The sequence below is a fragment of the Pseudomonas sp. M1 genome (genome assembly GCF_022760135.1).
In the GTDB taxonomy this organism is placed as follows: Bacteria; Pseudomonadota; Gammaproteobacteria; order Pseudomonadales; family Pseudomonadaceae; genus Pseudomonas; species Pseudomonas citronellolis.
In genome coordinates, this window is the sequence record NZ_CP094343.1 from 2,548,548 (window position 1) to 2,568,122 (window position 19,575).

A 19,575-nucleotide genomic window follows, 5' to 3' on the forward strand; every position below is an offset into this window, starting at 1 on the left:
AAGATCCGCTCCTACGGTTCCAGGGAGCACGGCGTTTCGCAGGCAATAAAAAACCCCGCCGAGGCGGGGTTTTTTATTGCCTGCGATCAGCCCGCGACGGCTACCGCCAGGCCGGAGTGCTGGAGGATGTCCAGCAGCGGCTGCGGGTAGACGCCGAGGAAGAAGGCCAGCAGGGCGATGGCCACCAGCATGATGCCGCCGGCGCGCTGGGCCCAGTCCAGGGGCGCGTCGTGGCGCTTCATGTTCGGCTCGACCAGGAACAGGGTGACCATGACGCGCAGGTAGTAGTACAGGCCGATGGCGCTGCCCAGCACCAGGGCGCCGACCAGCCACCACAGGTGCGACTCGACGCCGCTGGCGATGACGTAGAACTTGCCGATGAAGCCGGCGGTCAGCGGGATGCCGGCCAGGGACAGCATCATCACGGTCATCACCGCGGTCAGCACCGGACGGCGCCAGAACAGGCCGCGGTACTCGAACAGCGCGTCGGCGTCGCGGCCGCCGTAGGGGGTGGACATCAGGGTGACCACGCCGAAGGCGCCCAGGGTGGTGACCACGTAGGTGGTCAGGTAGACGCCGACGGTCTCCACGGCCAGGCCGTTGCTGGCCACCACGGCGATCAGCAGGTAGCCCAGGTGGGCGATGGAGGAGTAGCCGAGCAGGCGCTTGAGGTTGCTCTGGGTCAGCGCCAGCAGGTTGCCGACCAGGATCGAGATGACCGCGATGACCGCCAGGGCGACGTGCAGCACGCCGCTGTGCAGGGCCGCCGGGGCGATCTGGAACAGGCGCAGCAGCACGGCGAACACGGCGACCTTGGCGGCGGTGGCGAGGAATGCCGCCACCGGGGCCGGGGCGCCTTCGTAGACGTCCGGGGTCCACAGGTGGAAGGGCGCCAGCGACAGCTTGAAGCCCAGGCCCACCAGCATCATGCCCACGCCGATGGTCAGCAGCGGGCTGTGCACGGTGCCTTCGGCCAGGGCGCTGCCCAGGCCGGCGAAGTCCAGGGTGCCGGCTTCGGCGTAGAGCATGGCCATGCCGAACAGCAGGAAGGCCGAGCCCGCCGCGGACAGCACGGTGTACTTGATGCCGGCTTCCAGGCTGCGCTTGTTGAAGAAGGCGTAGGCCACCATGCCGTAGACCGGCACCGAGAGCAGTTCCAGGCCGATGAACAGGCCGGCCAGGTTCTGCGCCGCCACCAGCACCAGGCCGCCGGCGGTGGCCAGCAGCAGGAGCAGGTAGAGCTCCTCGCGGTTGCCCGGGTAGCTCTCCATGTAGGCATGGGCGAGGGTCGAGCAGGCGAGGGCGGCGATCAGGATCAGCGCCGAGTAGAACAGCGCGAAGTTGTCGATCAGCAGCAGCGGGGTGACGGCGATGGGCGTCGCCTTGATCGCCCAGAGGATCGACAGCAGTGCCAGGTTGAGGCCGATCATCGAGAGGGTGGCGATCAGCCGGTGATTGCGTTTCCAGGCGACCGCCAGCATCACCACCACCAGAGTGGCGCTGGTGATGAGCAGCGGCAGGAGCGCGATGAAGTGTTGGATCGTGAAGGTCATTTCGCGACTACCGTGCGGCAAGGGTGGAAAGGGCGGAATCGAACCACTGCTGGACACCGTGCATGGTGGCGGCGGAGGTATCGAGAACCGGCTGCGGGTAGATGCCGAGGATGATCAGCAGGACCGCCAGGCCCAGGACCATGCTCAGCTCGCGGGCGTTCAGGCCGGCGATCGGCGTGTCCGCCTTCGCCGGGCCGAAGTAGGCGCGGTGGATCATGATCAGCGAGTAGATCGAGGCGAACACCAGGCCGAAGGTGGCGATGACGATGACCACCGGCACGGTCTTGAAGGCGCCCAGCAGGATCAGGAACTCGCCGACGAAGTTGCCGGTGCCCGGCAGGCCCAGGGACGCGGTCGCGAAGAACAGGGCCACGGCCGGCAGGTAGGGGATGCGCGACCACAGGCCGCCCATCTTGCGCATGTCGCGGGTGTGCAGGCGCTCGTAGAGCTGGCCGCAGAGGATGAACAGCGCGGCGGCGGACAGGCCGTGGGCGATCATCTGGATCACCACGCCCTGCAGCGCCTGCGGGCTGCCGGAGTAGATGCCGATCATCACGAAGCCCATGTGCGACACGCTGGAGAAGGCCACCAGGCGCTTGATGTCGGTCTGCGCGAAGGACAGCAGGGCGCCGTAGAAGATGCCGATCAGGCCCAGGGTCATGGCGATGGGCGCGAACTCCGCCGAGGCGTTGGGGAACAGCGGCAGGGCGAAGCGGATCAGGCCGTAGGCGGCGGTCTTCAGCAGGATGCCGGCCAGGTCCACGGAACCGGCGGTGGGCGCCTGGGCGTGGGCGTCCGGCAGCCAGGAGTGCACCGGCACCACCGGCATCTTCACCGCGAAGGCGACGAAGAAGCCGAGCATCAGCAGCCACTCGACGTGCTCGCTCATCTGCGTCTTCAGCAGGTCGGCGTAGTTGAAGGTCAGCACGCCGGTGCTGTTGTAGTGCACGAACACCAGGCCGAGGATCGCCACCAGCATCACCAGGCCGCTGGCCTGGGTGAAGATGAAGAACTTGGTGGCGGCGTAGATGCGCGTCTTCTTGCCGTCGTCCGAGCTATGGCCCCAGAGCGCGATGAGGAAGTACATCGGCACCAGCATCATTTCCCAGAAGAAGAAGAACAGGAACAGGTCGACGGCGAGGAACACGCCGATCACGCCGCCGAGGATCCACAGCAGGTTCAGGTGGAAGAAGCCGATGCGGCGCTGGATCTCGTTCCACGAGCAGAGCACGGACAGCACGCCGAGCAGGCCGGTGAGGGCGACCATCAGCAGCGACAGGCCGTCGATGGCCAGGTGCACGCTGATGCCGAAACGCTCGATCCATTGCAGCTTGAATTCGGCGGTCCACTGCGGCTCGCCACCCGGCGCGGGCGCCAGGTGGAAGTCGCCGGTGTGCCACAGCCACAGGCTCAGCGCCAGGGTCAGGGTCATGGAACCCAGCGCGACCCAGCGGGGCAGGGTCTTGCTGGTGTACTCGGCGATCCAGCAGAGGAAGCCGCCGATGAAGGGGATCAGGATTAGCCAGGGCAGAATCATGACGGGCTCGATCTCTTTCGTGAATGCGTTAGGCCAGTAGCAGCGCGAGCAGCAGCACCGCGCCGCCGACCAGGGAAGCGGCGTACCAGCGCAGGCGGCCGTTCTCGGTCAGGCTCAGAAGGGTGTGCCCACCGCGGGCGGACAGCGGCACCAGGACCAGGGTCTGGTCGATGGGGTCGCGGCCGAGCAGGCGGCAGAGCAGCAGGTAGGGTTTCACGAACAGCTTGTCGTACAGCCAGTCGAAGCCCCAGGCGTGGTACCACCAGGTGCCGAAGAAGCGGCCCGGCGCGCTCTTGGCCAGGGCGCTGACGAAGCGGCGCTTGCCGAGGAACAGCAGGCCGGCCAGCAGGATACCGGCCAGGGCGATGGCGCCCGAGGCGATTTCCAGGCTGTGCTGGGCTTCGCCGCCGGCATGGCCGACGCTTTCCGGCAGCACGCCGTGCAGCGGCGGGGTGATCAGCGCGCCGACGAAGGTCGACAGCACGATCAGCACCGACAGCGGCAGCCAGTGGCTGATGCCATGGCCGGCGTGGGCCTCGGTCTTCTGCTCGCCGTGGAAGGCGATGAAGATCAGGCGGAAGGTGTAGATCGAGGTCAGGAAGGCACCCGCCAGGCCGGCGATCAGCAGGTTCTGGTGACCGCTGGCGAAGGCTTCCCAGAGGATCTCGTCCTTGGAGTAGAAGCCGGCGGTGACCAGCGGCAGGGCGGCCAGGGCCGAACCACCGACGATGAAGCTGGCGTAGGCCAGCGGCAGCTTCTTCCACAGGCCGCCCATCTTGAAGATGTTCTGCTCGTGGTGGCAGGCGACGATCACCGCACCGGAGGCGAGGAACAGCAGGGCCTTGAAGAAGGCGTGGGTCATCAGGTGGAAGATCGCCGCGTCCCAGGCGCCGACGCCCAGGGCCAGGAACATGTAGCCGATCTGGCTCATGGTCGAGTAGGCGAGGATGCGCTTGATGTCGGTCTGCACCAGGGCGGCGAAGCCGGCCAGGACCAGGGTGACCGCGCCGACCACGCCGACCAGTTCCAGCACGTTCGGCGCCAGGGTGAAGATGCCGTGGCAGCGGGCGATCAGGTAGACGCCCGCGGTGACCATGGTCGCCGCGTGGATCAGCGCCGAAACCGGGGTCGGGCCGGCCATCGCATCCGCCAGCCAGGTCTGCAGCGGCAGCTGGGCCGACTTGCCGACCGCGCCGCCGAGCAGCGCCAGGGCCGCCAGGCTCACCCACATATCGCCCTGGGCGAAGTGCTGCGGGGCCAGCACCAGCAGTTCCTGGATGTTCAGGGTGCCCAGCTGCTGGAACAGGATGAACAGGCCGAAGGCCATGAACACGTCGCCCACGCGGGTGACGATGAAGGCCTTGAGCGCCGCGTTGCCGTTCGGTACGTGGCTGTAGTAGAAGCCGATCAGCAGGTAGGAGCACAGGCCCACGCCTTCCCAGCCGAAGTACAGGAACAGCAGGTTGTCGCCCAGCACCAGGAACAGCATGCTGGCGATGAACAGGTTGGTGTAGGCGAAGAAGCGCGAGTAGCCGGCTTCACCGCGCATGTACCAACTGGCGAACAGGTGGATCAGGAAGCCGACGCCGGTGACCACGCCGAGCATGGTGACCGACAGGCCGTCCAGGTACAGGGCGAAGTTCGGCGCGAAGCCGTCGACGTTCATCCACTGCCACAGCACCAGGGTGTAGGCGCCGCCTTCCGGCGGGGCGCTGTGGAAGCTCCAGATCGCCCAGAAGGCGGACAGCGCGGCCAGGCCGACCGAGCCGACGCCGACCAGCGCGGAGAGATTTTCCGACCACTTGCCGCGGGAGAAAGACAGCAGCAGGAAGCCGACCAGGGGGAACAGGAAGGTGAGGGGCAGCAGGTTCATCCGCGCATCTCGCTGGCAGCGTCGACATCGAGGGTATGGAAGCGGCGATACAGTTGCAGCAGGATCGCCAGACCGATGCTCGCCTCGGCCGCGGCCAGGCTGAGCACCAGGATGAACATCACCTGGCCGTCGGGCTGCGCCCAGCGGCTGCCGGCGACCACGAAGGCCAGCGCGGCGGCGTTCATCATCACTTCCAGGCTCATGAGTACGAACAGGATGTTGCGCCGGACCATCAGGCCGGCCAGCCCGAGGCAGAACAGCACGCCGGAGAGTGCCAGCCCGTGTTCCAGGGGGATTGCATTCATGGTGTTATTCCTTCGCGTCGTGGCGGCCGAGGTGGTAGGCGGCGACCAGTGCCGCCAGCAGCAGCATCGAGGCCAGTTCGACGACCAGCAGGTAGGGGCCGAACAGGGCGATGCCCACGGCCTTGGCGTCCACGATGGTGTGGCCGATGCCGGCGCCGCTGGGGTTGCGCGACAGCACCAGCAGCAGCTCGACGAGCAGGACGGCGGAGAGCACGCCCGGGCCGATCCAGACCCCGGGCTTGAGCCACTTGCGCTCCTGCTCGGCGATCGCCGGGCCCAGGTTGAGCATCATCACCACGAAGACGAACAGCACCATGATCGCGCCGGCGTAGACGATGATCTCCAGGGCGCCGGCGAACGGGGCGCCGAGGCTGAAGAAGGTCATCGACACGGCGAGCAGCGAAACGATGAGATAGAGCAGGGCATGCACCGGGTTGCTGTTGGTGATGACCCGCAGGGTTGCCAGCACGGCGACGCCGGCGGCGAAGTAGAAAGCGAATTCCACGCGACGTCTCCTTACGGCAGCAGGCTCTTGACGTTGATCGGTTCGGCCTCGTTCTGCGCGCTGCCCTTGGGCTTGCCGGCGATGGCCATGCCGGCGACGCGGTAGAAGTTGTAGTCCGGGTTCTTGCCGGGGCCGGAGATCAGCAGGTCTTCCTTCTCGTACACCAGGTCCTGGCGCTTGAACTCGCCCATCTCGAAATCCGGGGTCAGCTGGATCGCGGTGGTCGGGCAGGCTTCCTCGCACAGGCCGCAGAAGATGCAGCGGGAGAAGTTGATGCGGAAGAACTCGGGGTACCAGCGGCCGTCGTCGGTCTCGGCCTTCTGCAGCGAGATGCAGCCGACCGGGCAGGCCACGGCGCACAGGTTGCAGGCTACGCAGCGTTCCTCGCCGTCGGGGTCGCGGGTGAGGACGATGCGGCCGCGGTAGCGCGGCGGCAGGTACACCTGCTCTTCCGGGTACTGCAGGGTGTCGCGCTTGCGGAAGGCATGGCCGAAGATCATCACCAGGCTGCGCAGCTGGGTGTAGGTGCCATGCACGATGTGCAGGATTTCTTTGATCATGGTGGTTCTCCTTACTGGGCCGCGGCCAGCACACAGGCGCCGGTCACCAGCAGGTTGATCAGGGTCAGCGGAAGGCAGAACTTCCAGCTGAAGGCCATCACCTGGTCATAGCGCGGACGCGGCAGCGAGGCGCGGATCAGGATGAACAGCATGATGAAGAAGCTGGTCTTCAGGGCGAACCAGATGAACGGGATCTGCGGCAGCAGGCCGAACGGGCCGTGCCAGCCACCGAAGAACAGCGTCACCAGCAGCGCCGAGATCAGCACGATGCCGATGTATTCGCCGACGAAGAACATGCCCCATTTCATCCCGGCGTACTCGATGTGGTAGCCGTCGGCCAGTTCCTGCTCCGCTTCCGGCTGGTCGAACGGGTGACGGTGGGTCACGGCGACGCCGGCGATGATGAAGGTGCAGAAGCCGAAGAACTGCGGAATGATGAACCACAGGTGCTGGGCCTGGTAGTCGACGATGTCGCGCATGTTGAACGAGCCGACCTGGGCCACGATGCCCATCAGCGACAGGGCCAGGAACACCTCGTAGGAGATGGTCTGGGCCGAGGCGCGCAGGCTGCCGAGCAGGGCGAACTTGTTGTTGCTCGACCAGCCGGCGAAGAGCACCGCGTACACGGTCAGGCCGGCCATGGCGAAGAAGAACAGGATGCCGATGTTCAGGTCCGCCACGCCCCAGCTGGGGCTGATCGGGATGATGACGAAGGCGATCAGCAGCGCGCCCATGGCGATGACCGGGGCGAGGGTGAAGATCATCTTGTCGGCGAACGGCGGCGTCCAGTCTTCCTTGAAGAACATCTTGATCATGTCCGCGCCGAGCTGGAAGGCGCCGAACGGGCCGACCCGGTTGGGACCGTAGCGGTCCTGCCAGAGGCCCAGCAGGCGACGCTCGACCCAGCTCAGCAGCGCGCCGCAGACGACCACGGCGAGCAGGATGACGATGGCCTTGATGACCTCGACGATGATGTCGACGATGGCGGGTGTCAGCCAGCTCATGCTCATCAAACTCATTGGGCAGCCTCCTGCAGACCTTCAGCGACACCGCCGAAGACACCGGCGGGGATGCCGGCCAGGCCGGCCGGCAGGGCGACCAGGCCCGCGCCCAGCTCTTCGCTGATGCGCAGCGGCAGGCGCAGCTCGTGGCCCTTGACGCTCAGGTGCAGCAGCTTGCCTTCGGCCAGGCCCAGGCGCTCGGCTTCCTCGCGGCCCAGGGCCACGTAGGTTTCCGGGATGCGCTCCTGCACCGGCTTGGCGCGGGCGCTGTTCTCCTCGCTGCCGAACAGGTGGTAGAAGGGCACCACCTTGAACTGGCTGGCCGGGGTGTGGAACGGTGCCGGCACGTCGCTGAACCACAGGGCCTCGCCCTTGGCCTCGATCAGGCGCACGCCCGGGTCGCCGGCGCGCAGGTGGCCGCCGACCTCGTCCTGGAACTTGTTCCAGGCCTGCGGCGAGTTCCAGCCCGGGGACCAGGCGAAGGGAATCTGCTGACGCGGCTCGGTGCTGCCGGAATAGCCTTCCATGGAGAAGGCGAAGGCGCTGTCGATGTCCTGCGGGGCGCGGGGCTCGCTGACGTTGATGTTGGCGCGCATGGCGGTGCGGCCGGAGTAGCGGTGCGGTTCGCGCGCCAGCTTCAGGCCCTTGATGCGGAACGCGGCGTTCGGCGCGGCGTCGCGGATGCCGGCCAGTTGCGGCTTGGCGGCGACCACGGCGTCGATCACGTGGTCCAGCTGCGTCCAGTCGACGCGCTTGCCCTCGAGGGTGCTGTGCAGGGCGTGCAGCCAGCGCCAGCCTTCGCGGACCAGGTTGTCGGCGTTGTAGTAGGTCGGGTCGAAGACCTGGAAGAAGCGCTGGGCGCGGCCTTCCTGGCTGACCAGGGTGCCGTCGCCTTCGGCGAAGCTGGCGGCCGGCAGGACGATGTGCGCCTTGGCGCTGGTCGCGGTGCTCTGGTGGTCGGCGACGATCACCAGCTTGGCGGCGGCCAGGGCGGCGTCGACCTGGGCGGCTTCGGCGCGGCGGTACAGGTCGTTCTCCAGCACCACCACGGCGTCGGCGGCGCCGGAGGTCAGTTGCTCCAGCGCGGCTTCGACGGATTCACCGCCGAACAGGGTGAGGCCCAGGCTGTTGGCTTCCGGCACCACCAGGCTCAGCGAGCCGTTCTTCTCGCGCTGCTTCAGCGCGCTGGCGATGTTCGCCGCGGCTTCGATCAGGGCGTTGCTGCGCAGCGAAACGCCGGAGACCACCAGCGGGCGCTTGGCGGCCACCAGGGCATCGGCGATGCGCTGGGCCAGGGCTTGCGCTTCCGGTTCCAGACCGGCCACGGCCGGGGCGCTCGGGTCGATCGCGTGGGCCACGGCGAAGCCCAGGCGGGCCAGGTCCTCGGGGGCGGCGTGCACGCACTCGGCGGCGACGTCGTCCAGGCGCGTCTCGGCCAGGCTGGCGATGAACAGCGGGTTCTTCTCGTGCTGGGCGATGGTCTTCACCGCGGCGTCGAGCCACGGCTGGATCTTCATCGCGGCGGCCATGTCCTCGCCCTTGCCCTTCACCGACTGGCGCAGGGCCAGGGCGATGCGGGCGGCGGTCTGGGTCAGGTCCTCGCCGAGCACGAAGACCGCGTCATGGTCTTCCATGTCGCGGATGGTGGGGGAGGGCAGCGGGCCTTCCTGCATCACCTTGAGCACCAGGCGCAGGCGCTGCAGCTCGTCGGCGGCGATGCCGCTGTAGAAGTTGCCGGCGCCGACCAGCTCGGACAGCGCGTAGTTGCTTTCCAGGCTGGCGCGCGGCGAACCGATGCCGATCACCTTGCGACCCTTGAGCAGGGCGGCGGCCTGGTCGAGGGCGCCGTCCAGGCTCAGCTTCTGCTTGCTGAGCATCAGCATCGGCTGGCGCGGACGGTCCTCGCGGTTGACGTAGCCGTAGCCGAAGCGGCCGCGGTCGCAGAGGAAGTAGTGGTTCACCGAGCCGTTGTAGCGGTTCTCGATGCGGCGGATCTCGCCGTAGCGCTCGCCGGGGCTGATGTTGCAGCCGCTGGAGCAGCCATGGCAGATGCTTGGGGCGAACTGCATGTCCCACTTGCGGTTGTAGCGCTCGGAGTGGGTCTTGTCGGTGAACACGCCGGTCGGGCAGACCTCGGTCAGGTTGCCGGAGAACTCGCTCTCCAGCACGCCGTCCTCGATGCGGCCGAAATACACGTTGTCGTGCGCGCCATAGACGCCCAGGTCGGTGCCGCCGGCGTAGTCCTTGTAGTAGCGCACGCAGCGGTAGCAGGCGATGCAGCGGTTCATCTCGTGGGCGATGAACGGGCCGAGTTCCTGGTTCTGGTGGGTGCGCTTGGTGAAGCGGTACCGGCGCTTGTTGTGGCCGGTCATCACCGTCATGTCCTGCAGGTGGCAGTGACCGCCTTCCTCGCACACCGGGCAGTCGTGCGGGTGGTTGGTCATCAGCCATTCGACGACGCTTTCGCGGAAGGCCTTGGCCTCTTCGTCCTCGATGGAGATCCAGGTGTTGTCGGTGGCGGGGGTCATGCAGGACATGACGAGGCGACCACGCTTGTCGTTCTCGTCGGTGTACTGCTTGACCGCGCACTGCCGGCAGGCGCCGACGCTACCGAGCGCCGGGTGCCAGCAGAAGTAGGGGATGTCGAGTCCGAGGGACAGGCAGGCCTGCAACAGGTTGTCCGCCCCATCGACTTCTAACGTCTTGCCGTCTACGTGGATAGTGGCCATGGTTCAAGTTCTTCGTTGGCCCGTTGTCAGCGGGCTTGGCTAAGGGAAATCACGGCTCCGTCGGGCCGGCGGCATGCCGCGGCGCTACGACGGAACATCGCCGGGCCCGCGGGCCCGGCATCCAAAGCTTTACGCGCCGACGCGTTGCGGTTGCGGCGCGGCCTGAGCCTGGCGGGAGACGCCCGCTTCGAACTCGGGACGGAAATATTTCAAGGCACTGCCCAGCGGTTCGACGGCGCCCGGTGCGTGGGCGCAGAAGGTCTTGCCCGGGCCGAGGAAGTTGACCAGTTGCTCGAGGGTCTCGAGGTCGCCGGGCTGGCCTTCGCCGCGCTCCAGCGCGCGCAGGAGCTTCACGCTCCACGGCAGGCCGTCGCGGCACGGAGTGCACCAGCCGCACGACTCGCGGGCGAAGAACTCTTCCATGTTGCGCAGCAGCGAGACCATGTTGATGCTGTCGTCCACCGCCATGGCCAGGCCGGTGCCCATGCGGGTGCCGACCTTGGCGATGCCGCCGGCGTAGAACAGGGCGTCCATGTGCTCGGGGAGCAGGAAGCCGGTGCCGGCGCCGCCGGGCTGCCAGGCCTTGAGCTTGTAGCCCTCGCGCATGCCGCCGGCGTAGTCCTCGAAGACCTCGCGCACCGGGATGCCGAACGGCAGTTCCCAGATGCCGGGGTTCTGCACCTTGCCGGAGAAGCCCATGAGCTTGGTGCCCATGTCTTCGCTGCCCGGGCGCGCCAGGCCCTTGTACCAGTCGACGCCGTTCTCGACGATCGCCGGCACGTTGCACAGTGTCTCGACGTTGTTGACGCAGGTCGGTTTGCCCCAGACGCCGACGGCGGCGGGGAAGGGCGGCTTGGAGCGCGGGTTGGCGCGGCGGCCTTCCAGGGAGTTGATCAGCGCGGTTTCTTCGCCGCAGATGTAGCGGCCGGCGCCGGTGTGGACGAACAGTTCGAAGTCGAAGCCGCTGCCGAGGATGTTCTTGCCCAGCAGGCCGGCGGCCTTGGCTTCGTCGATGGCGCGGTTGAGGTTGCGCGCCGCGTCGACGTATTCGCCGCGCAGGAAGATGTAGCCGCGATAGGCCTTCAGCGCCCGCGCGGAGATCAGCATGCCTTCCACCAGCAGGTGCGGCAGCTGCTCCATGAGCATGCGGTCCTTCCAGGTGTTGGGCTCCATCTCGTCCGCGTTGCACAGCAGGTAGCGGATGTTTAGGGATTCGTCCTTGGGCATCAGGCCCCACTTCACGCCGGTGGGGAAGCCCGCACCGCCGCGGCCCTTGAGGCCGGAGTCCTTGACGGTCTGGACGATGTCGTCGGCGGCCATCTGCGCCAGCGCCTTGCGCGCGGCGGCGTAGCCGTTCTTCGCCTGGTATTCCTCCAGCCATACCGGGGCGCCGTCGTCGCGCAGGCGCCAGGTCAGCGGGTGGGTTTCCGCGGCGCGCGCGGTGCGGTTGGGGGTGCCGTAGGAGGTGAGGAGCGTCATGCGTAGGCCTCCAGCAGTTTGGCGACCGCCGACGGCTCGAGATTGCCGTGGGTATCGTCGTCGATCATCAGCGCCGGGGCCTTGTCGCAGTTGCCCAGGCAGCACACCGGCAGCAGGGTGAAGCGGCCGTCGGCGGTGGTCTGGCCGAGGCCGATGCCCAGCTGCTTCTGGATCTCGCCGACCACCGACTCGTGGCCGCCGATGTAGCAGACCATGCTATCGCACACGCGGATGATGTGGCGGCCGACCGGCTGGCGGAAGATCTGGCTATAGAAGGTGGCCACGCCCTCGACGTCGCTGTCGGGGATGCCGAGGATCTCGGCAATTGCGCCGATGGCGCCGTCCGGCACCCAGCCGCGCTCCTTCTGGACGATCTTCAGGGCTTCGATGGACGCCGCGCGGGAGTCCTCGTAGTGGTGCAGTTCGTGCTCGATGGCCGAGCGCTCGGTTTCGCTCAGGGCGAAACGGTCAGTCTGGATGATGGTGCTCATGATCAGCGGTCCACGTCAGCCATAACGAAGTCGATGCTGCCCAGATAGGCGATCAGGTCGGCGATCATGCTGCCGTTGATGACCGACGGAATCTGTTGCAGGTGCGCGAAGCTGGGCGTGCGGATGCGCGTCCGGTAGCTCATGGTGCTGCCATCGCTCGTCAGGTAGTAGCTGTTGATACCCTTGGTCGCCTCGACCATCTGGAAGGCTTCGTTGGCCGGCATGACCGGGCCCCAGGAAACCTGCAGGAAGTGGGTGATCAGCGTCTCGATGTGCTGCAGCGTGCGCTCTTTGGGCGGCGGCGTGGTCAGCGGATGGTCGGCCTTGTACGGGCCTTCGGGCATGTTCTTCAGGCACTGCTCGATGATGCGCAGGCTCTGGCGCATCTCGCCCATCTTCACCATGCAGCGGTCGTAGGCGTCGCCGTTGTGGGCCAGCGGCACTTCGAACTCGAAGTTCTCGTAGCCGGAGTAGGGGCGGGCCTTGCGCAGGTCGAAGTCGCAACCGGTGGCGCGCAGGCCGGCGCCGGTGGTGCCCCACTCCAGGGCCTGCTTGGTGTTGTACTGCGCCACGCCGATGGTCCGGCCGCGCAGGATGCTGTTCTGCAGCGCCGCCTTTTCATACTCGTCCAGGCGCTTGGGCATCCAGTCGAGGAATTCGCGGACCAGCTTGTCCCAGCCGCGCGGCAGGTCGTGGGCGACGCCGCCGATGCGGTACCAGGCCGGGTGCAGGCGGAAGCCGGTGATGGCCTCGACCACCTTGTAGGCGCGCTGGCGGTCGGTGAAGGTGAAGAACACCGGGGTCATGGCGCCGACGTCCTGGATGTAGGTGCCCAGGTACAGCAGGTGGTTCAGGATGCGGAAGAACTCCGACATCATGATGCGGATGACGTCGACGCGCTGCGGCACCTTGATGCCGGCGAGCTTCTCCACCGAGAGCACGTACGGCAGGTTGTTCATCACCCCGCCGAGGTAGTCGATGCGGTCGGTGTAGGGGATGAAGCTGTGCCAGGACTGGCGCTCGGCCATCTTCTCGGCGCCGCGGTGGTGGTAGCCGATCTCCGGCACGCAGTCGAGGATCTCTTCGCCGTCGAGCTGCAGGATGATGCGGAAGGCACCGTGGGCGGAGGGGTGGTTCGGGCCGAGGTTGAGGAACATGAAGTCCTCGTTCTCGCCGTGGCGCTTCATGCCCCAGTCTTCGGGCTTGAAGCGCAGGGCTTCCTGTTCCAGCTCCTGCTTGGCCACGGAGAGCGAGTAGGGATCGAACTCGGTGGCGCGCGCCGGGTAGTCCTTGCGCAGCGGGTGGCCCTGCCAGGTCGGCGGCATCAGCATGCGGGCCAGGTGCGGGTGGCCGTTGAAGTGGATGCCGTACATGTCCCAGACCTCACGCTCGTACCAGTTGGCGTTGGGCCAGATACGGGTGGCGGTGGGCAGGTTGAGGTCGTTCTCGGAGAGGGCCACCTTGATCATCACGTCGCTGTTACGCTCGAGCGACATCAGGTGGTAGAACACGCTGAAGTCGGCGCCCGGCAGGCCGCGACGGTGGGTGCGCAGGCGCTCGTCGACCCCGTGGAGGTCGTAGAGCATCACGTAGGGCTTGGGTACGTTGCGCAGGAAGGTGAGGACGTCGATCAGCTTCTCGCGGCTCACCCAGAGGACCGGCATGCCGGTGCGGGTGGCCTGGACGGTGAAGGTCTCGGCGCCAAAGCGGGAATTCAGTTCGACGACTATGTCTTGGTCGTCCGCCTTATAGGGCGGGATGTACAGAGCGGAGTCTGCGGTCATGGTCTCGGTCGCTATCGGTCAACGGTGGAGTGAAGTAAGGGCCTCTCGTGGAGGTCGGCTTCACACTTCGTCGGGGCTGCGCAGGTTGGTGACCGCAATGCGCTGTTCGCGCTTGAGATCCTTCTGGGCAGGCATTTCGGCACGGTAGATGCCTTGATCGCCAACCACCCAGGACAACGGGCGACGCTCCTGGCCGATGGATTCCTGCAGCAGCATCAGGCCTTGCAGGAACGCCTCGGGGCGGGGCGGGCAGCCGGGGATGTAGACGTCCACGGGGAGGAACTTGTCGACCCCCTGGACCACCGAGTAGATGTCGTACATGCCGCCGGAATTGGCGCACGAGCCCATGGAGATCACCCACTTGGGTTCCAGCATCTGCTCGTACAGGCGCTGGATGACCGGGGCCATCTTGATGAAGCAGGTGCCGGCGATGACCATGAAGTCCGCCTGGCGCGGCGAGGCACGAATCACTTCGGCGCCGAAGCGGGCGATGTCGTGCGGCGCGGTGAACGCCGTGGTCATCTCCACGTAGCAGCAGGACAGGCCGAAGTTATAGGGCCACAGCGAGTTCTTGCGACCCCAGTTGACGGCGCCGTTGAGAACATCCTCGAGCTTGCCCATGAAGATGTTCTTGCTGACCTGCCCCTCTACCAGAGGGTCGTCTACCGTTTCGCGCTGGCCGATCGGGTACTGATCGTTGGCCGCATCGGGGTCGATCCGGGTAAGTTTGTATTGCATCGCCAAAGCCTCATTGTTTTAGCTTCGCCTGCCGCTCGCGACGTGCCGCCGGCGCCCAATCGAGCGCGCCGACCCGCCAGAGGTAGACAAGACCTGCCAACAGAATTGCAATGAAAATGGTGGCCTCGACCAGACCGGCCCAACCGCTTTCACGGACGGACACGGACCAGGCGAAGAGGAAGAGGGCTTCGACGTCGAAGATCACGAAGAGCATCGCGACCAGATAGAATTTTGCCGACAGGCGCAGGCGTGCGCTGCCGGTGGGAACGATGCCGGATTCGAAGGGCTCGTTCTTGCTGCGACCAAATGCCTTGCTGCCCAGCAGCGAGGAAACCCCTAGCATGAAGGCCAGCAGGCCGACCACGCCTAGAAGGAAGGCGGCGAGTCCCCAGTGTTGAGCTGCAAGTTCAGCTGGGTTGGGCATGCCGATACTCCTTCCTACAAAAATTAGCGGTGGTCTTGGATTCCAGGCCTTCGCCCGGCTGCATGAACCTCGGGCTCAAGATAGCGAGCTAAGGGTTCGAGTGATCTTTCCAATTTTATGCCCAAAGCCTCGGGCAAGTAAATTTTTCTAACACAAACAGATGCTTCCAAATCGGGCAAAAGGCTTTTGCATTTTTGTCCGGGCCCCGGCTGCAGGCCGCTCCACGCCTGGGCTGGCACGGTTCAGGCTTTGGTCGAATGGCACTTTTGCAGATAAGAAGAAAGTATTTCTGTCGTTCCTTAAATGATAAATATTATCATTCGCGGTGTCGTTTATCCGTAACTTTACTACATATAGGCGTCGTACTTTTTATTGTCGGCGGTTTTAAGGGTTTATGGGCGTCAATTGGTGTCGGGAATTTCCCAATGGTCTGTTTAGGGGGGCTGCTGCGTAGGGGAGCAATCGTCGGCATGGGCCGGCCTGCCGGCCGGATCGCGGATAAATCCGCTCCTACAGGTGGGTGTCAGCGCCGGAGCGCAGTGCCTCCCGGCAAATTGTAGGAGCGGGCCCTGCCCGCGATTCGCGCGCAGGGCGCGCTCCTACATGGAATGACGTGGGTGGGGCAGCGTAGGAGCGGATCTTATCCGCGAAGCGCGCCGATATGTCCGGCTATCGCGGATAAGATCCGCTCCTACAGGGTACAGGGGGCGCCGTAGGATGGTGTTGAGCGAAGCGATACCCATCGCCGTGGCCGCATGGGTTTCGCAGGCTCGACCTGTCCTACGAAGAGCGCCTCGGCGTAGCCGGCAAGCCAGTTGTTCGCTCCGCGCACTCGCAGAAGAGCGCTTTCTCCCCGGCCCTCTCCCGCAAGCGGGAGAGGGGCCGTTCGGAGTGGGTGGATGGTTCAGCGTCAGCCGGCGAGTGCGTAGGGCGCATAACCGTTCGCGGTTATCCGTCACATCTCGGCGGCGGACATGAAAAAACGCCGCTTCCCTGGGGAAGCGGCGTTTTCATTGGTGCTACACCTTTGCGGCTGGGCCGCTTCCCGGCCCCGAGGGGCCGGGCGAACCGGTTCTTAGTGGAACTGGTTCATGGTGTTGTCTTTGCCCGAGGCCTTCAGTGCGGCTTCGCCGGCGAAGTACTCTTTGTGGTTGTCGCCGATGTCGGAGCCAGCCATGTTCTGGTGCTTGACGCAGGCGATGCCCTGGCGGATTTCCTGACGCTGCACGCCCTTCACGTAGGCCAGCATGCCCTGGTCGGCGAAGTAGCCCTTGGCCAGGTTGTCGGTGGACAGGGCCGCGGTGTGGTAGGTCGGCAGGGTGATCAGGTGGTGGAAGATGCCGGCGTGGGCCGAACCGTCGCGCTGGAAGGTGCGGATCTTCTCGTCGGCGATCTGGGCCAGTTCGGTCTCGTCGTACTCGACGCTCATCAGCTTGGCGCGGTCGTAGGCGGAAACGTCCTTGCCTTCGGCGACGAACGCATCGAACACCTGCTGGCGGAAGTTCAGGGTCCAGTTGAACGACGGGCTGTTGTTGTACACCAGCTTGGCGTTCGGGATGACTTCGCGGATGCGGTCAACCATGCCCTTGATCTGGCCAACGTGCGGCTTCTCGGTTTCGATCCACAGCAGGTCGGCGCCGTTCTGCAGCGAGGTGATGCAGTCCAGGACGCAGCGGTCTTCGCCGGTGCCCTTGCGGAACTGGAACAGGTTGGACGGCAGGCGCTTGGGACGCAGCAGCTTGCCGCCGCGGTTGATCACCACGTCGCCGTTCTGCAGTTCGGCCGGGCTGATCTCGTCGCAGTCCAGGAAGGAGTTGTACTGGTCGCCCAGGTCGCCCGGTTGCTTGGTCACGGCGATCTGCTTGGTCAGGCCGGCGCCCAGGGAGTCGGTACGGGCGACGATCACGCCGTCGTCAACGCCCAGTTCGAGGAAGGCGTAGCGAACGGCGGCGATCTTGGCGAGGAAGTCTTCGTGCGGGACGGTCACTTTACCGTCCTGGTGGCCGCACTGCTTCTCGTCGGAAACCTGGTTCTCGATCTGGATGCAGCAGGCACCGGCTTCGATCATCTTCTTGGCCAGCAGGTAGGTGGCTTCCGGGTTGCCGAAGCCGGCGTCGATGTCGGCGATGATCGGCACCACGTGGGTTTCGTAGTTGTCGATCTGGTTCTGGATCTCTTCCTGCTTGGCCTTGTCGCCGGCTTCGCGGGCGGCGTCCAGGGCGGTGAACAGCAGGTCCAGTTCGCGGGCGTCAGCCTGGCGCAGGAAGGTGTACAGCTCTTCGATCAGGCTGGAGACCGCGGTCTTCTCGTGCATGGACTGGTCGGGCAGCGGGCCGAACTCGGAGCGCAGCGCAGCGACCATCCAGCCGGACAGGTAGAGGTAGCGCTTGTTGGTGGTCTTCAGGTGCTTCTTGATGGAGATCAGCTTCTGCTGACCGATGAAGCCGTGCCAGCAGCCCAGGGACTGGGTGTAGAGGGAGGAGTCGGCGTCGTATTCGGCCATGTCCTTGCGCATGATGGCCGCGGTGTACTTGGCGATATCCAGGCCAGTCTTGAAGCGGTTCTGGGCGCGCATACGGGCGACGGACTCGGGGTTGATAGCGCTCCAGCTGCTGCCGAACTTCTCTTTCAGGGCGGCAACGGCCTTGATGTCGTTCTGATATGCGGACATGGTCAACAATCCTTCAAAAAATGTGTTGGTTGAGCACCGACTTCCCACGCAGGGCTCGTGGGATCGCTCGCCGCGGATGGCGAAATGACGACTGGAAGGATTGACGCAGAGGGGGAGGGGTGGCGCGGGCGAACAGGTAGATGATCGCAGCGATGGCATCCGGGATCGCTTGCCGGCTCGTGGCTGCCGTTGGGCGAGGGCGAATGGCTGCATTCGACCATCTTGCTGATACGTTGGTTGCTTCCCCGTCCCTCAGGACAACTTCTTGCCAGTCGCAACCTCGTCATTTCGCCTTGTGGGCTGTAACAACACGGACCGGCACAGCGAGTGGGCTGCGGGCTCGATCCGGAGGCCCGGTTCAGGGCCCCTGGTTAGCGGGAGCGAGGCCATCATGCCTTTCGAACAAACGTTCGTCAAACGTTTTGTAGTGTTTTTTTTGGACTACTACACGAAGGTCTAAGGAGGACTCTCCGGTCACCTTCGGAAGGCTTAGTCGAGCACTTCGACCTTCACCCGCAGGCTGCTGTCGCTGCGGCCCTGGGTGCTGTAATTGCGCGTCAGGCCGCCCTGGCTGCCCTGGCTGTTTTCGCTGACGCCGCCCACCTCGATCCACTCGCCGAGGCGGCCGCTCAGGCGGGTGCTGGCGCCGGCCGTGTCCATGGCGCCGGGGGCGCTGCCGTTGAAGCGGTCGTTGCGGGTGTCCAGGTCGATGTGGACGATGTTGCCGCTCAAGGTGGCGGTCACGTACATGCCGCGGTTGGCGTCGCGGTACTCGGTCTGGCTGTAGACCTGGCCGTAGGGGCCGACGCCGACGTTGTACACCGGTTGGCTCTGGCCGACCTGGATCAGCGCCGGCGAGCCCTCGGTGGTCTGGATCTGCTGCACGCCGCCGCTGCGGCTGGCGGTGGAACTGTCGATGATGCGCACCTGGTCGCGGCCGTGGACCTCGCCGCGGCCGCTGTGGATCTCGACGTTGCCGACGCTGGCCGAGCCGTTCACCGAATAGCCGCTGCGGCTGCGCTGGCTGGAGTCGCTGGTGTCGACGCTGATCAGCAGGCGGTGCGGGCGGGTGTCCAGTTGCTCCAGTACCTGCTGCAGTTCGCGGATCTTCGCCGGCTCGGCGTTGACCACCAACTGGTTGCCGTAGGCTGTCACCCGGCCTTCGTTGCCGAGGACCTGCTGCGCCACCGGGAGGATTTCATCGGCGCTGCGGTAGCTCAGCGGCAGGATCTCGGTGCGCGGCGCGGCCTGGGCGGCCAGGCTGATGGCGCAGGCGAGGAGCAGGGCGGTTCGGCGATGGCTCACAGCAGGAAGCTCCGCAGGTTCGGGTCGGCGAGGCTGGTGTCCCAGGCCTGGTCGAACTGCGCCTGCAACTGGCGCACCCGGCCGGGGTCGTTGTAGTGGGCGTGGCCGGCGGGCAGAGCCGGTTCGGTTCGCAACAGCAGGCCGAGCTGGTCGGCGAGCAGGAAGGCCTGTTCAGGGCTGGGGTAGTCCGGGTTGAGCAGGCGGATGTGCAGGTTACTCGACAGGCGCCGGCTGAGGTTGAGCAGGCGGTGGCCTTCCCTGACCGGGCGGGTGCTGTCGCGCAGGAGGATACGCAGGCGGTTCTGCGGATGGCGCAGCAGCAGGCGGGTGCAGGCTTCCTGGATGCTGCTGTGGTTGTACAGCCAGGCTTCCAGGTCGGGGCTGTACAGGCACAGGCTGCGGCTGGCCTGCTGCATCAGCGCCAGGGCATGGGAGCGGGCGGCCTCCGGTTCGCCGAAGCGTTGCAGGCCGCTGGCCTCGCCGAGGCGGAAGGGCGCCGGCTCCCAGGGTTGGGAGGCCGGCAGGTCGGGCGCCGGATTGTGCACGCTGAAACGCCCCGGGGACTGGAAGTCGATGGCCGGGAGTTGGCCTTCGTGGTCCGGGGCGTCTTTCATCGCGGC

At 65.9% G+C, this 19,575-nt stretch carries 16 protein-coding genes; all 16 read right to left on the reverse strand.

From position 1 onward, the window contains the following. Positions 1-86 precede the first annotated feature (86 nt). The 16 genes from nuoN to PM1_RS11590 all read right to left on the reverse strand — a co-directional run bounded on the left by nuoN (position 87) and on the right by PM1_RS11590 (position 19,569). Positions 87-1,553 carry an NADH-quinone oxidoreductase subunit NuoN gene (gene nuoN / locus PM1_RS11515; RefSeq protein WP_009623278.1) on the reverse strand — a complete coding sequence of 489 codons (1,467 nt, stop codon included), beginning with the start codon at positions 1,551-1,553 and terminating at the stop codon, positions 87-89. 7 nt (positions 1,554-1,560) lie between these two features. Next, positions 1,561-3,090, reverse strand: a complete 1,530-nt coding sequence (nuoM, locus tag PM1_RS11520; protein WP_009623276.1) for an NADH-quinone oxidoreductase subunit M — start codon at positions 3,088-3,090, stop codon at positions 1,561-1,563. 28 nt (positions 3,091-3,118) lie between these two features. After that, positions 3,119-4,963: an NADH-quinone oxidoreductase subunit L gene (gene nuoL / locus PM1_RS11525; RefSeq protein WP_009623274.1), complete on the reverse strand. Its 1,845-nt coding sequence runs from the start codon at positions 4,961-4,963 to the stop codon at positions 3,119-3,121. Next, positions 4,960-5,268 (reverse strand): NADH-quinone oxidoreductase subunit NuoK, encoded by a 309-nt coding sequence (gene nuoK, locus PM1_RS11530; protein ID WP_009623272.1) that lies wholly within the window; start codon positions 5,266-5,268, stop codon positions 4,960-4,962. Before nuoK ends, nuoL begins: the two co-directional genes overlap by 4 nt. Positions 5,269-5,272: 4 nt before the next feature. After that, entirely contained in the window at positions 5,273-5,773 is a 501-nt protein-coding gene (gene nuoJ / locus PM1_RS11535) for an NADH-quinone oxidoreductase subunit J (RefSeq protein WP_009623270.1), read from the reverse strand. A gap of 11 nt (positions 5,774-5,784) precedes the next feature. Then, positions 5,785-6,333, reverse strand: a complete 549-nt coding sequence (gene nuoI / locus PM1_RS11540; protein WP_009623268.1) for an NADH-quinone oxidoreductase subunit NuoI — start codon at positions 6,331-6,333, stop codon at positions 5,785-5,787. Between the two features lie 11 nt (positions 6,334-6,344). Next, the gene (gene nuoH / locus PM1_RS11545; protein WP_024128655.1) at positions 6,345-7,337 is read right to left on the reverse strand and encodes an NADH-quinone oxidoreductase subunit NuoH; all 993 of its coding nucleotides are present in this window, start codon (positions 7,335-7,337) and stop codon (positions 6,345-6,347) included. An 11-nt stretch (positions 7,338-7,348) separates the two neighbouring features. Continuing rightward, positions 7,349-10,063 carry an NADH-quinone oxidoreductase subunit NuoG gene (nuoG, locus tag PM1_RS11550; RefSeq protein ID WP_009623264.1) on the reverse strand — a complete coding sequence of 905 codons (2,715 nt, stop codon included), beginning with the start codon at positions 10,061-10,063 and terminating at the stop codon, positions 7,349-7,351. A 129-nt stretch (positions 10,064-10,192) separates the two neighbouring features. Continuing rightward, positions 10,193-11,542 carry an NADH-quinone oxidoreductase subunit NuoF gene (nuoF, locus tag PM1_RS11555; RefSeq protein ID WP_009623262.1) on the reverse strand — a complete coding sequence of 450 codons (1,350 nt, stop codon included), beginning with the start codon at positions 11,540-11,542 and terminating at the stop codon, positions 10,193-10,195. Then, positions 11,539-12,033: an NADH-quinone oxidoreductase subunit NuoE gene (gene nuoE, locus PM1_RS11560; protein ID WP_009623260.1), complete on the reverse strand. Its 495-nt coding sequence runs from the start codon at positions 12,031-12,033 to the stop codon at positions 11,539-11,541. The genes nuoF and nuoE overlap by 4 nt, the downstream gene beginning before the upstream one ends. Positions 12,034-12,035: 2 nt before the next feature. After that, the gene (gene nuoC / locus PM1_RS11565; protein WP_009623258.1) at positions 12,036-13,817 is read right to left on the reverse strand and encodes an NADH-quinone oxidoreductase subunit C/D; all 1,782 of its coding nucleotides are present in this window, start codon (positions 13,815-13,817) and stop codon (positions 12,036-12,038) included. 60 nt (positions 13,818-13,877) lie between these two features. After that, positions 13,878-14,555: a NuoB/complex I 20 kDa subunit family protein gene (locus PM1_RS11570; protein WP_009623256.1), complete on the reverse strand. Its 678-nt coding sequence runs from the start codon at positions 14,553-14,555 to the stop codon at positions 13,878-13,880. A 10-nt stretch (positions 14,556-14,565) separates the two neighbouring features. Further along, positions 14,566-14,979: an NADH-quinone oxidoreductase subunit A gene (locus PM1_RS11575; RefSeq protein ID WP_009623254.1), complete on the reverse strand. Its 414-nt coding sequence runs from the start codon at positions 14,977-14,979 to the stop codon at positions 14,566-14,568. Positions 14,980-16,054: 1,075 nt separating this feature from the next. Continuing rightward, complete coding sequence (locus tag PM1_RS11580) at positions 16,055-17,650, reverse strand: isocitrate lyase (protein WP_009623252.1); 1,596 nt, start codon at positions 17,648-17,650, stop codon at positions 16,055-16,057. Between the two features lie 489 nt (positions 17,651-18,139). After that, complete coding sequence (locus tag PM1_RS11585) at positions 18,140-18,955, reverse strand: secretin N-terminal domain-containing protein (RefSeq protein WP_009623250.1); 816 nt, start codon at positions 18,953-18,955, stop codon at positions 18,140-18,142. Further along, a complete protein-coding gene (locus tag PM1_RS11590) occupies positions 18,952-19,569 on the reverse strand; it encodes a DUF7931 domain-containing protein (protein WP_009623248.1) in 618 nt (205 codons plus the stop codon). Before PM1_RS11590 ends, PM1_RS11585 begins: the two co-directional genes overlap by 4 nt. Positions 19,570-19,575: the final 6 nt, after the last annotated feature.